This is a genomic window from Stenotrophomonas sp., from assembly GCF_031995405.1.
In the GTDB taxonomy this organism is placed as follows: domain Bacteria; phylum Pseudomonadota; class Gammaproteobacteria; order Xanthomonadales; family Xanthomonadaceae; genus Stenotrophomonas.
In genome coordinates, this window is record NZ_DAMAGC010000106.1 from 1 (window position 1) to 14761 (window position 14761).

General features: G+C 68.7%; 14 protein-coding genes. 7 read left to right on the plus strand and 7 right to left on the minus strand.

The features are described from left to right. Position 1 precedes the first annotated feature (1 nt). A complete protein-coding gene (locus tag RTO53_RS15665; RefSeq protein ID WP_312238669.1) occupies positions 2 to 1255 on the plus strand; it encodes a DUF445 family protein in 1254 nt (417 codons plus the stop codon). A 98-nt stretch (positions 1256 to 1353) separates the two neighbouring features. Then, a complete protein-coding gene (locus RTO53_RS15670; RefSeq protein WP_312238670.1) occupies positions 1354 to 1752 on the plus strand; it encodes a DUF4124 domain-containing protein in 399 nt (132 codons plus the stop codon). Here RTO53_RS15670 and RTO53_RS15675 read toward each other — a convergent pair. After that, a complete protein-coding gene (locus RTO53_RS15675) occupies positions 1742 to 2956 on the minus strand; it encodes an aminotransferase class V-fold PLP-dependent enzyme (RefSeq protein WP_312238671.1) in 1215 nt (404 codons plus the stop codon). The genes RTO53_RS15670 and RTO53_RS15675 overlap by 11 nt on opposite strands. 286 nt (positions 2957 to 3242) lie before the next feature. Here RTO53_RS15675 and RTO53_RS15680 point away from each other — a divergent pair, with 286 nt between their 5' ends. From RTO53_RS15680 to RTO53_RS15695, 4 genes are all read left to right on the plus strand, one after another. Beyond that, positions 3243 to 5474: a TonB-dependent siderophore receptor gene (locus RTO53_RS15680; RefSeq protein ID WP_312238672.1), complete on the plus strand. Its 2232-nt coding sequence runs from the start codon at positions 3243 to 3245 to the stop codon at positions 5472 to 5474. A gap of 117 nt (positions 5475 to 5591) precedes the next feature. After that, complete coding sequence (locus RTO53_RS15685) at positions 5592 to 5915, plus strand: DUF3649 domain-containing protein (RefSeq protein ID WP_312238673.1); 324 nt, start codon at positions 5592 to 5594, stop codon at positions 5913 to 5915. Then, positions 5912 to 7561 (plus strand): PepSY-associated TM helix domain-containing protein, encoded by a 1650-nt coding sequence (locus RTO53_RS15690; protein ID WP_312238674.1) that lies wholly within the window; start codon positions 5912 to 5914, stop codon positions 7559 to 7561. Before RTO53_RS15685 ends, RTO53_RS15690 begins: the two co-directional genes overlap by 4 nt. Then, complete coding sequence (locus tag RTO53_RS15695; RefSeq protein ID WP_312238675.1) at positions 7558 to 7893, plus strand: DUF3325 domain-containing protein; 336 nt, start codon at positions 7558 to 7560, stop codon at positions 7891 to 7893. Before RTO53_RS15690 ends, RTO53_RS15695 begins: the two co-directional genes overlap by 4 nt. A gap of 154 nt (positions 7894 to 8047) precedes the next feature. Here RTO53_RS15695 and RTO53_RS15700 read toward each other — a convergent pair whose 3' ends face one another. The 3 genes from RTO53_RS15700 to RTO53_RS15710 all read right to left on the minus strand — a co-directional run bounded on the left by RTO53_RS15700 (position 8048) and on the right by RTO53_RS15710 (position 11452). Further along, positions 8048 to 8584 (minus strand): GNAT family protein, encoded by a 537-nt coding sequence (locus tag RTO53_RS15700; protein WP_312238676.1) that lies wholly within the window; start codon positions 8582 to 8584, stop codon positions 8048 to 8050. Positions 8585 to 8598: 14 nt separating this feature from the next. After that, a complete protein-coding gene (rlmKL, locus tag RTO53_RS15705) occupies positions 8599 to 10743 on the minus strand; it encodes a bifunctional 23S rRNA (guanine(2069)-N(7))-methyltransferase RlmK/23S rRNA (guanine(2445)-N(2))-methyltransferase RlmL (protein ID WP_312238677.1) in 2145 nt (714 codons plus the stop codon). Positions 10744 to 10924: 181 nt separating this feature from the next. Next, the gene (locus tag RTO53_RS15710; RefSeq protein WP_312238678.1) at positions 10925 to 11452 is read right to left on the minus strand and encodes a hypothetical protein; all 528 of its coding nucleotides are present in this window, start codon (positions 11450 to 11452) and stop codon (positions 10925 to 10927) included. A gap of 58 nt (positions 11453 to 11510) precedes the next feature. Between RTO53_RS15710 and RTO53_RS15715 the strand changes: the two genes are divergently transcribed. Then, on the plus strand, positions 11511 to 12080 hold the full coding sequence (locus RTO53_RS15715) for an N-acetylmuramoyl-L-alanine amidase (RefSeq protein WP_312238679.1): 570 nt from the start codon (positions 11511 to 11513) through the stop codon (positions 12078 to 12080). 36 nt (positions 12081 to 12116) lie between these two features. Here RTO53_RS15715 and RTO53_RS15720 read toward each other — a convergent pair whose 3' ends face one another. The 3 genes from RTO53_RS15720 to RTO53_RS15730 form a co-directional block, all read right to left on the minus strand. Then, positions 12117 to 13022 (minus strand): sulfurtransferase, encoded by a 906-nt coding sequence (locus tag RTO53_RS15720; RefSeq protein WP_312238680.1) that lies wholly within the window; start codon positions 13020 to 13022, stop codon positions 12117 to 12119. After that, positions 13019 to 13831 carry a CoA pyrophosphatase gene (locus tag RTO53_RS15725; RefSeq protein ID WP_312238681.1) on the minus strand — a complete coding sequence of 271 codons (813 nt, stop codon included), beginning with the start codon at positions 13829 to 13831 and terminating at the stop codon, positions 13019 to 13021. Before RTO53_RS15725 ends, RTO53_RS15720 begins: the two co-directional genes overlap by 4 nt. Positions 13832 to 13937: 106 nt before the next feature. Then, complete coding sequence (locus RTO53_RS15730) at positions 13938 to 14639, minus strand: FKBP-type peptidyl-prolyl cis-trans isomerase N-terminal domain-containing protein (RefSeq protein ID WP_256777278.1); 702 nt, start codon at positions 14637 to 14639, stop codon at positions 13938 to 13940. Between the last annotated feature and the right edge of the window lie 122 nt (positions 14640 to 14761).

Sequence of the window (14761 nt, forward strand, 5' to 3'; positions counted from 1 at the left end):
GCTGCGCCGCCTCAAACTGATCGCCCTGGTCATGCTGGTGGCGATGCTGGCCGGCTTCGTGATCAGCCATTGGCAAGGCGAACGCGGCATCTGGGCCTGGGTCTCGGCGTTCTGCGAGGCCGCCGCGGTGGGCGCGCTGGCCGACTGGTTCGCGGTGGTGGCCTTGTTCCGTCGCCCGCTCGGCCTGCCGATCCCGCACACGGCGATCATTCCGCATAGCAAGGAGCGCATCGCCGACAGCCTGGCGGTGTTCGTACGCGACCAGTTCCTGGAGCCCAACGCGCTGCTGGCGCGGTTGCAGGTGTTCGACCCGGCCAGCCGGCTGGGCAGTTGGCTGGCCGATCCGGCGCGCTCGCGGCTGCTGGCCGACATGGCGCGCGGCTGGGCATTGCAGGCCCTGGATTTTCTCGATGAGGCCGCCGTCCGGCGCAGCATCCAGGGCTTTGTGATCCAGCAGCTGCGGCAATGGAACGCCGCGGCCACCGCCGGCGAACTGCTCGGCCTGCTCACCGCCGACAACCGCCACCAGCGGGTGCTGGACGAAGGCCTGACCCGCGTCAGCGAATGGCTGGACAACCCGGCGGTCAAGCAACGCGCCTCCCACCTGATCGTGCGCTACCTGCAGCGCGAATGGCCCAAGCTGGCCAGCACGGTCAACTGGGTCAAGCCGATCGACGAGATCGGCGACAGCCTGGCCGAACGCATGGCGCATGCGGTGCTGGATGAGCTGCAGCAGATCCTCGCCCAGCCCGAGCACCCACTGCGCCGCGACTATGAGGCCTGGCTGGCCGACTACATCCAGCGCCTGCGCAGCGATCCGGCGTTGGCCGGGAAGATCGACCAGATCAAGCAGCAGGTGATCGACCACCCGGCCGTGCAGGAGTACGTGCAGGGGCTGTGGGAACGCATCCACGCCAGCCTGCGCGCGGACCTGTCCAGCGAAGACTCGGCGCTGGCCGGTCACCTGCGCCGCAGCCTGGCCTCGGTCGGCCAGGCGCTGCAGGACGATCCTTCGCTGCGCGAGGCCCTCAACCAGCACCTGATGGACGGCGCCGAACGCCTCACCAGCCGGTTGCGCGAGGGCGTCACCCAGCACATCGCGCAGACCGTCAAGGGCTGGGACGAGCGCCACCTGGTCGAACAGCTGGAGCTGAGCGTCGGCCGCGACCTGCAGTTCATCCGCTTCAACGGCACCCTGGTCGGCGGCCTGATCGGCCTGCTGTTGCACGCCGTGACGGTGTGGATGCACTGGTAGCAGCGGCCGCCCGGTTGACGATTTGACCGGGTGTTTTTGTGAAATGGTTCGCGTATTCTGCCGCGCATTCCGGGCTGGAGTGGCCCACAGGGGGAATGATGCGACGGATCATCGTGACGCTGGCGCTGTGCGCGCTGGCCAGCAGCGCCCATGCCGGGCGCGTGTACAAATGCGCGGCCGGCGGCCAGACCATCTACCAGACCGTGCCTTGCCCGCCCGAGCAGGACACCGGCGTGACCCGGCCGATCACCAAAGACCCCAACCTCAGCTGGGAAGAACGCACCCGCGCCCAGCGCGAGCTGTATGACGCGCGCCGCCGCATGCAGGCCGATGCAGGCCGCGGCCAACCGGCGGTGCGTGGCACGGTGATCGACGGCTCGGTCGATCCGGAACAGTGCCAGGACCTGCGCCTGCGCCGCGCGATGGGCGAGGCCTTCGGCCGCCCCGCCCCGTCGCGCATCGAGGATGAGATCAAGAAGGCGTGCGCTAAGCGATAACCGCCCGCACCGCCCCGACCAGCGCATCCACCTGCGCCGGAGTGGTGAAGATCCCCGGGGTCACGCGCAGGCATGCGCCGGACGCCAGACCGTCGCGCGGCACCACGAACACGCCGGATTGCCGGACCATGCGCTCGGCGCTGGCGGTGTTGTCGGCCATCGTGGTCTGGCCGTGCAGCCGGAACGAGGCGATGGCGCTGGACAGGCGCGGGTCGGCCGACGCCAGCAGTTGCACCCGCGCGTCATCGCGCAATGCGTCCAGCCAGCGGTTGCGCAGATGCAGCAGCCGCGCGCGCTTGTTGGCCACGCCGATCCGCTGGTGCAGCGCGAGCGCCACCGGCAGGGCCATGTACGCGGCGAAATTGACCGTGCCGGTGTGGATGCGGGTGCCGATGTCGTCGTGGTCGGTCTCGCCCATGTACGGATCCAGGTCGCGCACGCGACCACGCCGCACGTAGATCGCGCCGACCCCGACCGGGGCGCCGATCCACTTGTGCAGGTTGATGCCGACGAAATCCACGCCCAGCTCGCGCAGCGGCGTGTCGACCTGGCCGATGCCGTGGGCGGCATCGAGTACCACCTCCACCCCGGCGGCACGCGCCAGCGCGGCGATCTCGGCTACCGGCAGCAACATGCCGTTGCGGTGGTTGACCTGGGTGAGCAGCAGCAGGCGCGTGCGCGGATGGCGGGCCAGCGCCTGCCGGTAGGTGTCCACGATGCCATCGTGGTCGAACGGCTCGGGCAGCACGATGCGCTGCACGTCCACCCCACGTCGCGCGTGCAGCCACTGCATCGCGCTGATCATGCTGTCGTAGTCGGTGTCGGCATACAGCACGCCGTCGCCCGGGGCCAGCCGGTTGTAGCCGCCGATCAGGGCCTGCATCGCCTCGGTGGCGCCCCGGGTCAACGCGATTTCGTCGGTGTCCACGCCCAGCGCCTGCGCCAGCTGGGCCCGCGCCTGTTCGAACAACGGCGGGAACGCCAGCCGGCCGAACCAGGCGTTGCCGGCATTCACCGTGGCGGTGGCCTGCTGGTAGGCCTGCAGCACCGGGCGCGCCATCGCCCCCCAGTAGCCGTTGTCCAGCATCACCACCTCGTCGGTGAGGTCGTACAGCGCGCGCATCTGCGCCCACCAGTCCTCGTCGCCGGCCAGTTGCGCAGGCGAGCGCCCGTCGATTGCAGGCAGCACCACCGGATCGCTCATCGATTTTCCTGCTGTATGTGGGGACGCCAGTATGGCCACGCCGGCGTGTCGAACCCATGCAGGATGCTTGCCGAACGAAATGATAATGACTATCATTCACGCATTCGCTGTACGCCCAGCCTATCGGCTACGACGCCGCACGCCGTGCATCGCCGCCTGCGCCCCGCGTACATCGCCTGCGTGGATTTCCGTACCTGCCGGTCGTGCCGCCGGCAACGTGGCGTCGCGCCCGGCGCGGCCCGCAATGGATTGCTTGACGCCACTTCACCCCTTTGGAATGCCTGCCATGTCTGCTGCACCTGCCTCGCCGCTGTCCCGCCCGTCGCTGCTCGCCCTTGCCCTGCTCGCCGCGCTTGCCGGGCATGCACCCAGGGCGCTGGCGGACGCCGCGCCGGCCGACGCCACCACGCTGGACACGGTCAAGGTCACCGCCGACGGCGATATCCCCACCTCGTACACGGTCAAGCAGGCGCGCACCGCGACCAAGCTGGACCTGTCGCTGCGCCACACCCCGCAGTCGGTCACGGTGGTCACCCGCCAGCGCCTGGATGACATGGGCCTGTACGCGCTGTCGGACGTGATGGGCCAGGTCACCGGCGTGCACGTGTCGGTCACCGACAGCGAGCGCATCAGTTACATCTCGCGCGGCTATGCCATCAACAACTTCCAGATCGACGGCATGCTCAACACGTTCGGCGGGTCGCTCAAGACCAACACCGACAGCGTGATTCACGACCGCATCGAAGTGGTGCGCGGCGCCACCGGCCTGACCACCGGCGCCGGCGACCCCTCGGGCACGATCAACATGGTGCGCAAACGCCCCACCAACGACGTGGCGATGAGCGCCGGGCTCACCGTGGGCCGTTGGGGCAACCAGCGTCTGGAAGCGGACATCGGCGGCCCGATCGCCCTGGATGGGCGCGTGCGTGCGCGTTTCGTCGCCGCCAAGCAGCAGAGCGATTCGTTCCGCGATGTCTACGCGCTGGACAAGGACGTGTTCTACGGCATCGTCCAGGCCGACCTCGGCGACCGTACCCTGCTGGAAGTGGGCTATGACTACCAGTCGCCCAGGACCACCGGCGTCACCTGGGGCGTGGTGCCGTACTGGGGCGCCGACGGCAAACCGGCCAACCTGCCGCGCTCGACCAACCTGTCGGCTACATGGAGCAGCTGGCCGATCGTGGAGAAGACCACCTTCGCCCGGCTGGAACAGCAGCTGGGCAACGGCTGGTCGCTCAAGGCGGCCGCCACCCAGGCCAAACGCGATACCGATGGCGACGTGTGGTACGGCGCCTCGGGCTATCCGCGCGCGGACGGCACCGGCGTGTCCGGCTTCATCTCGCACTTCGCCGAGCGCAGCCAGATGAACGTGTTCGACCTCAATGCCAGCGGCCCGTTCCAGCTGTTCGGCCGCGAGCATGAGCTGGTGGTCGGCATCGGCCAGTCGGTGCGCAAGGGCGAAGTGCCCGCCGCCGACTACGACTACACCGGCGCCTACGCCCAGGTCCCGGACTGGCGGCATTGGACCGGCGATGTCGTCCCGCTGCCGGTGACCCGCTACGACTGGCTGTCTTCGGAAAACGAACTGAAGCAGAAGGCCGCCTACCTGGCAGCGCGCCTGCAGCTGGCCGACCCGCTGCTGGCGGTGGTCGGTGCGCGTTACGGCAGCTGGGAAACCCGCACCTGGGCCTACACCCATGACGCGGCCGGCACGCTCACCGGCACCACCCGCGGCGGCTACAAGCCCGACGATTCGCTCACGCCCTACCTCGGCGTGATCTACGACGTCAGCCGCGATCTCAGCGCGTACGTCAGCTACACCGACATCTTCCAGCCGCAGAACTACCGCGACCGCAACAACGATTACCTCGAGCCGGTGGTCGGCGACATGTGGGAAGCCGGCCTGAAGGGCGAGTTCTTCGGCGGTCGCCTCAATGCGTCGGCCGCGATCTTCAAGGGCGAGAAGGACAACGTGGCCGAGGTGGACGATTCGGTACCGCCGGGTGCGTTGCCCGATGGCACCGATGCCTACCGCTCCACCGGCAAGGGCAACAAGGTCAAGGGCTGGGAGCTGGAAACCCAGGGCAGCCTCACCGAGACCTGGAACATCTCCGGTGGTTTTGCCCATACCACCGTGCGCAACCAGGCCGGCGTGGCACAGAACACCACCAACCCGGTGGACACCTTCCGCCTCAACACCAGCTGGCGTCCGGTCGGCGCCGGAAACCGGCTGTCGCTGGGCGGCGGGGTGACCTGGCAGAGCAGGATCTACCGCAACAGCAGCAAGCCCCGCGCCGATTACCTCAGCAGCGGCCGCACCGAATCGGCGCTGATCACCCAGGACGCGTTCTACCTGGTCAACGTGTTCGCCGGCTATCGATTCACCCCGAATTTTTCGGCGCAGCTCAACATCAACAACCTGCTCGACAAGAAGTACTACAGCAACGTCGGTTTCTACAACGGCGTGTACTGGGGCGAGCCGCGCAACGTGATGGCGACCCTGCGCTGGACGCTGTAACCGTTCTCCAAGGGAACGTTGCCCTGTGCAGCGACACGGCCACGGACGGCCACCATTCCATGCATCACCGGCCGCGGCCGGTGATGTCCGTTGATCGACTCTACATTGCAGGTTCCCGTGGACAGCACGCCTGACGCCAGCTGGTTCAGCCGTTTCGGAAGTTTCTTCGCCCGCCCCTGGTTGGGAGTGCTGTCGCGCTCGCTGGCCGCCATCTTCGGTGGCTATGCGCTGGCGGCGACCTGTTCGATGTTCTTCGCCGTGGCCCTGCCCATCGCGCGCGGGCAGGCGGTACTGACCGGCATGATGGTGGCCATCGTGCTGTGCGCCTGCGCCGCACTGTGGGCCTTCGCCACCCGCACCGCGCTGCGCGCCTGGGTGGGCATCGCCCTGCCCACCGCCGCCTTCTGGATCGGCACCGCCCTGCTGAGGACCAGCGCATGAAGAACGGATTCCGCCAGTCGATGGCCTGGCTGCACACCTGGACCGGCCTGCTGGTGGGCTGGCTGCTGCTGTTGATCTTCATGGCGGGCACCGCCAGCTACTACCGCGAAGAAATCAGCCGCTGGATGCGCCCGGAACTGCCGCGCAGCACGGTGACCACCGAGGTCGCCGCCGCGCGCGCGATCGCCTTCCTGCAGCACAAGGCGCCACAGGCCGAGAGCTGGAACGTCACCCTGCCCGACCCGCGCAACCCGGCGATGCGGATGTTCTGGCGCAATCCCGAATCGATGGTCAAGCCACCGGCCGAGGGCGAGAAACGCCGCCGCCGGGGTGGGGGTCGCTTCGGCGATGCCACCGTCGACCCGGGCACCGGTGAGGAAGTGGCCGCGCGCGAAACCCGGGGGGGCGATTTCTTCTACCGGCTGCACTTCGACCTGCATTACATCCCGGTGCTGTGGGCGCGCTACCTGGTCGGGTTCTGCGCGATGTTCATGCTGGTGGCGATCATCACCGGGGTGATCACGCACAAGAAAATCTTCAAGGACTTCTTCACCTTCCGCAAGGACAAGGGCCTGCGCTCGTGGCTGGATTTCCACAACGTCAGCGCGGTGATGGCCCTGCCCTACCACGCGATGATCACCTACACCGGCATCGTCACGCTGATGTTCATGTACCTGCCGTGGGGCGTGAACGTGGCTTATCCCAAGGATGAGGATGCGTTCTTCAGCGAGGCCTTCGCGCGCCTGGCCGACATCGACACCCCGACCGAAGGCGCCGCCACCGCGCTGCCGATCCAGCAGCTGCTGGACGCTGCGCGTGCGGAATGGAAGGGCGCGCAGGTCAGCGGGTTCACCCTGTACCACCCCGGCGGCGCCAATGCGGTGATCGATGTGTACCAGCGCGACGGCAAGCGCCTGTCGGTGGATACCCCGTCGCTGCGCTATGACGCGGTGCGCGGAACGCTGATCGAGGCCAGCCCGCTGTCCGGCGGCGCCACCCAGACCCGCGGGGTGATGTATGGCCTGCACCTGGCGCGCTTCGCCGATTGGGGTCTGCGCGCGCTGTTCTTCGTGTCCGGGCTGATCGGCTGCCTGATGGTGGCCAGCGGCGTGGTGCTGTGGGCGGTGAAGGAACGGCCCAAGCATGCCAAGTCCGGGAAGATCGGCTTCGGCCTGCGCCTGGTCGATGCGCTCAACATCGGCGCGGTGGCTGGCTTGCCGATCGCGTTTGCCGCCTATTTCTGGGGCAACCGTCTGCTGCCGGTGCAGCTGGCCGAGCGTTCCGACGCCGAAGCCAACGTGTTCTTCTACGCGTGGGGCGCGGCGCTGCTTGCCGCCTTCATCTGGCCCAGGCGGTTGATGTGGGCATGGCAGCTGTACCTGGGTGCGGCGCTGTTCGCGCTGATTCCGGTGCTCAATGCGTTCACCACGCAGGCGCATCTGGGGGTGACCCTGCGCAACGGTGACTGGGTGCTGGCCGGGTTCGACCTGATGATGCTGGCCTTCGGTGCGATGCTGGCGTACTGCGGCCTGCGCATGCAGCGCTGGCAGCCGGCGCTGAGCGCGGCCGAGAAGAAAAAGCGCCAGGCCGCTGCGGCGGCGGCAGCCAAGGCCCAGGAAAGCGCGGGCGCGGAGGTCAGCGCATGATGCTGCTGGCGATCACCGTGAGCTTCTCCGCGTTCACTGCGCTGTCGCTGGCGATGGACAAGCACCAGCTCGACCTGCACGGCAAGGCGGCGGCCACGCCTGCCCGTATGCGCCTGTGGCGCTGGCTGGGCTGGGCATTGCTGACGCTGGCGTTCGCACTGTGCGTGTGGGACCACGGCTGGGCCGCCGGCCCGGTGCTGTGGCTGGGCGCGATGACGATCAGCGGCATGCTGATCGCCTTCGGGCTGTACCCGTTCCGGCCGCGCTGGATCGCACCGCTGGCGTGGGTGCTGCCAGTGGTGGGGTTGGTGGTGGCGGTGGTCGCGCGCTGACGCGTCGTGCCGGGCTGGGGCTGGTGATCGGTGTTGCGGGGACAGCAGCCGACCAACGGTCGGCTCTACGGGTCACCTGGCCGCCGGGCAGGTGTGACGGATCACGGATCTTCACGTAGTGCCGGGCTGTGCCCGACGCAATGGGGTTACGTGGTCAGGGCACCAGGGAGAAGACGTGCGCCGGCGCGGGGCGGTCGTCGACGACCAGCCGGTTGCGTGCCACGCCTTCGCGCAGCGCCCCGGACTTCACCGCCACCCGTTCGCTGGCCAGATTGCCCACCGCCACGACGATTTCCACCCGCTGCAGCTGCAGCGGCCCGAACGCCTGGGCCGCCAGTGCCTGCACCACGCGCGTGGCGATGCCCTCGCCCTGCCGTGACTGCCTCACCCAGTAGCCCAGGTTGCAGAAGCGATGATCGTGCCGGATCGCGTTCAATCCGGCGCCGCCCACGAACCCGGCCGTGCGCTGGTCGAAGACACCGTACTCGCACGCCGTCGCCGCCCGCAGGCCATCGCGGCACGCCTGGAACCACTGCAACGCCTGCTCGGCGCTGTAATCGACCGAGCACCATGGCATCCAGCGCTGCATGCCGGCGGCCGATTCGCGCACCGCCGCGGCGAAACCGGCGGCATCGGCATCCTCGAAAGGACGCAGCACGAGTCCGTCGGCGTGGAGGGCGCTGTCGTCCATGGCGGCGCCGTCCATCATGCGCCGTAGCGGCGCAGTTCCCAGGCGCGATGGATGCGCGGATTGCGTTCGAAATCCTCGCCGATGGTGTCGGCGGAGATCTCCTTGCACTCGGCGAATTCCTTGATCGCCTCTTCGTCCAGCTTGAAGCGGCGGAAGTTGTTGGAGAAGTACAGCACGCCCTCCGGACTCAACCGCGCCACGGCCGCACGCAGCAGGCGCACGTGCTCGCGCTGCACGTCGAAATCTTCGGCACGCGCGGAATTGGAGAAGGTCGGCGGATCGCAGAAGATCACATCGAAGCGATGCCGTTCGGCTTCCAGCCAGGCCAGTGCATCGGCCTGGATCAGCTGGTGCGCGCTGCCGCCCTTGCCGTTGAGTGCCAGGTTGTCGGCACACCACTGCAGGTAGGTACCGGAGAGGTCCACGCTGGTGGTCGAGGCGGCACCGGCCACCGCGGCCTGCACGCTGGCCACGCCGGTGTAGCAGAACAGGTTGAGGAAGCGCTTGCCGATCGCCTCCTGGGCCATGTGCCAGCGCAGCGGGCGATGGTCCAGGAACAGGCCGGTGTCGAGGTAGTCGAACAGGTTCACGCGCAGCAGCGCATCGTTCTCGCGGACCAGCACGAACTCGCCGCGCTGTTCGAAACGACCGTACTTGCTGCCGCCCTTGCCGCGTTCGCGCGACTTCAGCGCGACCTGCTCGGCCGGCACCTGGAACACCTCGCGCGCGGCCGACAGCAGCTCGTTGCGACGGCGGCGCACGTCCACGTCGGGGATGGTCGCCGGGGCGGCGTATTCCTGCACGTGCAGGAAGGTGCGGCCTGCGCCGGCATCTTCCTCATACACGTCGATGGCTGCCGCGTACTCGGGCAGGTCGGCGTCGTAGACGCGGTAGCAGGTGATGGCCTCGCGGGCGCGCCAGTTCTTGAACTTCTTGATGTTCTTGCGCAGGCGGTTGGCCACCATCTGCGCGCCTTCGCTGAGCTCACGCGGCTGGCCGGCGTTCTCGCGCTGCGGCACGGCGATCGGGTCGCAGACGATCAGCGCGCATTCGATGGCGCCATTGAACAGCTGGTATTTCTTGCTGGCGCGCAGGCCGGTGGCGAACGCCAGGTCGGCGCTGCCGCACAGCAGGCTGGCGCGCCACTGCGGCACCGCGCGCTTGAGCGCATCGCCCAGCCGGCGGTACAGCACCGCGTCGGCGGCCAGGCGCTCGTCGTAGGGCGGGTTGCAGACCACGCAGCCGGTTTCCTGCGGCGGCACCTGCACATCGGTGATGTCACGCACGCCGAACCAGATCGCGTGGGCGACGCCGGCGGTTTCGGCGTTTTCCTTGGCCGCGCGGATCGCATGCGGGTCGATGTCGCTGCCGTGGATGACCTGCTTGAGCGCGGTGCGGCCGGCGGTCTCGCGCTCGCGCGCTTCGGCCATCAGGGTGTTCCAGGCATCGCGGTCGAAGCCCAGCCAGCGGCTCGGCGGAATGCTGCCATGGCGCTGCAGGCCCGGGGCGACGTCGGCGGCCATCAGCGCGCCTTCGATCAGCAGCGTGCCGCTGCCGCACATCGGGTCCAGCAGGCCGCCGCCTTCGCGGTGGATCTTCGGCCAGTTGGCACGCAGCAGCACGGCTGCGGCCAGGTTTTCCTTCAGCGGCGCTTCGTTCTGCGCCATGCGCCAGCCACGGCGGTGCATCGGGCCACCGCCCAGGTCGATGGAGATGGTGGCCCGGCCCTTGCGCAGCGACAGGTTGATGCGCACGTCCGGGAACTCGGTGTTCACCGACGGGCGCTCCAATCCCTGCGAGCGCAGGCTGTCGACCACGCCGTCCTTGACCCGCTGCGCGGCGAACCGCGCATGGGTGATCTCGGTACCGGACACGTGCGCGTCCACCGACAGGGTCAGCTCGGGGCTGATGTGCTTTTCCCACGCCATCGCCGCCACGCCCTGGTACAGCGAGCCTTCGTCGGGGCAGTCGAACTCGGTCAGCGGCCATAGCACCCGGCTGGCCAGGCGCGACCACAGCACGACCTGCAGCGCCTGCGGCAGCTCGCCCTCGGCATTCACACCGGAAATGGTGGCGGTGGCCTTCTCCAGGCCAAGCGCCAGCAGTTCGTCGGCGAGCAGGTACTCCAGGCCCTTGGCGCAGGAAACAAAGAATTTCACGGAATCGGTATCGCAGGTCAGCGGAAAGGGGGTGCCCACGGGCACGGCAAGCAGTCCGGCGCGAGGGCCGGGACGGGCATTGTACGTGAGGCGGCCGGGAACGCCCGGTCGGCGCCAGTGGGGGCGTGCCGCCCGCGGGCCGGCGCCCCGCTCCTGCCTGGGGCGTTCGCCCGCGCGGCCCTCAAAGCGACAGCAGCAGTTCCTCGAACGCCTTCGCCGAGGCCGCCACGTGGTTGTTCAACCGGTGCCCGTCATCCACCAGCAGCAGTCGCGCCGAGCGCGCCTGTGCCCAGGCGATGACCTGCGCCGGCGGAATCAGCTCGTCGTGCCAGGCGTGGACCACGCTGGTGGGCACGCGGGCGGCGTCCAGCGCCGGCATCGGGCCCATCGTGGTCGGCGGCACCATCAGGAACAGGCCGGCAGTAGGCACCTGCAACGAGGCGATCGCCGCGATGTAGGCGCCCAGGCTGGAGCCGGCCAGCACCACCGGGCCGCGCTCGGCCGCCGTGGCGGCCCGCCCGAGCAGGCGCTGCAGGCGGGCACGCACGTCACCGACGCTGCTGACCTCGCGCATGGCGTCCAGGTCGGTGTAGTCCGGGCGTTCGTGGGTCCAGCCCAGGCGCTGGGCGACCTCGGCCAGCGCGGTCACCTTGGTGGCGTCCGGGCCGCTTTCAAAGCCGTGGGAAAGGATGCAGTGGCCGCGGCTCATGCGCGCACCGGGCAGGATTCGATGTAGGCAGTCATGCCCTGAATGCTAGCATCGGCGCATGCCCGAACGCGTCCCGCCCCTGATCGAGCTTCAGCCCCTGCCCTACCAGGAGAACCTGGCCGCGCGCGCGCCGGAACAGGTCGATCTGGTGGTGATCCACTGCACCGAACTGCCGGACCTGGCAATGGCGCGCGAGTACGGCGAGCGCGTGCTGTACGCCAGTGGCAGCGGCAACAGCGGCCACTTCTACATCGACCGCGACGGCCGCATCGTGCAGTACGTGGCGCTGGACCGCGTGGCCCACCACGTCAGCGGCTACAACCCGCGGTCGATCGGCATCGAGCTGGTCAACCGCGGCCGCTACCCGCACTGGCTGGACTCGCGCCACCAGGCCATGGACGAGCCCTACACCGACGCGCAGATCGCCGCGCTGATCGACCTGCTGCAGCACCTGTGCGATGCCCTGCCGGGCCTGCGGCACATCGCCGGCCACGAGTGGCTGGATACGCGCGAAGAAGTGGCCAGCGATGATCCGGAACGACGCGTGCCGCGCAAGCGCGACCCCGGCCCGTTGTTTCCCTGGCCGCGCGTGCTGGCGGCCGCGCCGCTGCGCGAACTGCGCAGCTGAGCGCGGGCCACGCCGACCCGCGGTCGGTGTCGGGGATCAGGCGCCGGTCGCGACCGGACGGGTGGAATCGCTGACCCAGCCGCTCCACGAATCGGCATACAGGCGCGCGCCGGACAGGCCCGCCACTTCCATCGCCAGCAGCAGATGGCACGCCGTGACGCCCGAGCCACACATCAACACCACCTGCTCCGGCGGGTGCGCACCGATCAACGGCTGCAGCGCCGCGCGCAGATCCGCCGCCGGGCGCAGGCGGCCGTCATGCACGTTGAGCGCGAACGGACGATTGACCGCGCCCGGTACATGCCCGGCGACCGGGTCCAGCGGTTCCACTTCGCCGCGGAAGCGTTCGCCCGCGCGCGCGTCGAGCAACCAGCCCGGTGCGTGTTTCAGACGCGCGGCGACTTCGCCGACCGAGGCGATCTGGTCGCGATCGAACCGGCCCGGATACGCCGGCACGGGCGCGATGACGGGAAGGTCGGTGGTCACTGCCAGGCCGGCGGCCTGCCACGCGGCCAGACCGCCGTCGAGCACCGCCACCCGGCGGTGCCCGATCAGGCGCAGCAGCCACCACAGGCGCGCGGCGGCCATGCTGCCGTCACCCGCGTCGTAGACCACCACCTGGGTATCGGCGGTGATGCCCCAGCGGCCCAGCGTGGCGGCGAACGCGGCCTCGTCCGGCAGCGGGTGACGCCCGTGACCGACCTTGCCCATGTCGGCCAGGTCGCGGTTGAGGTCGGCATGCAGCGCACCGGGAATATGCCCCTGCGCGTAGGCCTGCGCGCCGGACTGCGGATCTGTCAGCGCGAACCGCGCATCGACCACGCGGATCGCCGTGCTGGCGGTGGCGCGCGCGTCGATCACACGGGTGTGGTCCTGCCCCAGCACGTCGTCGAGGCTGGCCACATCGACCAGGGTGGTCCAGGCGGGAATGGCGGCATTCATGCGGTCTGCTCCAGGCGGCGACGCAGGTTGTAGAGGATGGCGGCGGTAGCGCCCCAGATGCGCTGGCCGGGCCAGCCATATTCGAGGACGTGGCGGATGCGCCCGCGGTGTTCGATCTCGATCTGGTGCAGGTTGGCCGGCTCCATCAGGTAGGCCAGCGGCACTTCGAAGACCTCGGCTACTTCCTCCGGTTGCGGCACCGCCACGAAAGCCGGATCGATCACCGCCACCACCGGCATCACCCGGTAGCCGGTGATGGTCACGAACGGATCCAGGTAACCCAGCACCTGTACCTGTTCGGGCGGCAGCGCGATTTCTTCCTGGCTTTCGCGCAGCGCCGCGGCCACGGCATCGCGATCGTCCGGCTCGGTGCGCCCGCCGGGAAACCCGACCTGCCCGCCGTGATGGCGCAGGGTTTCGGTGCGGCGGGTGAGGATCACCTGTGCGCCCCCGGCACGCGGCACGATGCCGGCCAGGACCGCCGCCTCGACCGGCGGGCCGGGCGGCAGCAGGTCGCTCAGTTCGCTGCGGTTCCAGCCGTCGCCGGTGGGCGGTTGATCGAGTGGATGCAGCGCACGCAGCAAGCGCTCGTGTTCCACCGGCGAGCCACGCAATGCCTGCCGCAACTGCTCGCGCAGCGGCAGCGTGTGCTGCATGACGTGGTTGTGTTCGTGTCGGCTCATGGTTGACCAGCGGGTGATTTCATCCACGCTGCGCAGGCAGCCCTGGCAGTAACCGGCGCGATCCAGTGCGCACAGACCGATGCAGGGCGTGGGTATGGCGTGGGTGGGATGTTCGAAGGCATTCACCGGGCAACAGTAACGCGATTGGGCGCGGATGCGGCGACGCCGGTTTATGCCGGAAACAAAAACGCGCCGGTAGAAACTACCGGCGCGCTGGGGTGTAACGCTGTACTTACTTGACGCTGATCAGCTTGATTTCGAACTGCACGGCCACGTTCGGCGGGAACGGGGTACGCGGGTCGGCACCGTAGGCCTGTTCCGGCGGCAGGGTGACTTCCCACTTCGAGCCGGCCGGCATCTGCAGCAGCACTTCGCGCATGGCCTTCATTTCGACTTCGCTGACCTTGATCGACGGAATCTGCTGCGCCGGGCGGGCATCGGCCGGACGGGTGCCGTACGGATACGGACCGGCGACTTCCAGCTGCACGGTGCTGGCCTGGGTCGGCTTGGCGCCCTTGCCGGCTTCGATCACGCGGTACTGCACGCCGCTCGGCAGCGCCTGCACGCCGGCCTTGGCCTTGTTGGTGGCCAGGAACTGGGTGCTCTTGGTCTTGTTCTCGGCGGCAGCCTTTTCGTACTCGGCCTTGGCGGCCTGGGCACGGCCCTGCTCGCGCTTCTGGAAGGCTTCGACGGCGGGCTTCAACTGCTCGGCCGTGATCGACGGCTGCTTCTTGGCGTAGGCATCCTGCAGGCCCTTCACCACCGAGTTGATGTCCAGCTGCTCGCCGCGTGCGGTGAGTTCAGCCAGGTTGTTACCGTAGTCGTAACCGAAGTAATAGCTCAGCTTGCCCTTTTCGGACGAGGTGTCCTGGGCGAAGGCATTGCCCGTCAGGGCCAGGGCCGCGACGGCGACCGCGATAGAACGCAACTTCATCAAACTTTTCTCCAGGGGTGGTAACTCAGGACGCGTTGGGCCGCCCTGAGGCGACGGGTTAGGATAGCCGCCGCAACGTTGATTCGCCACTAACGACGCAGGCTCTGACCTGACTTCGTTTC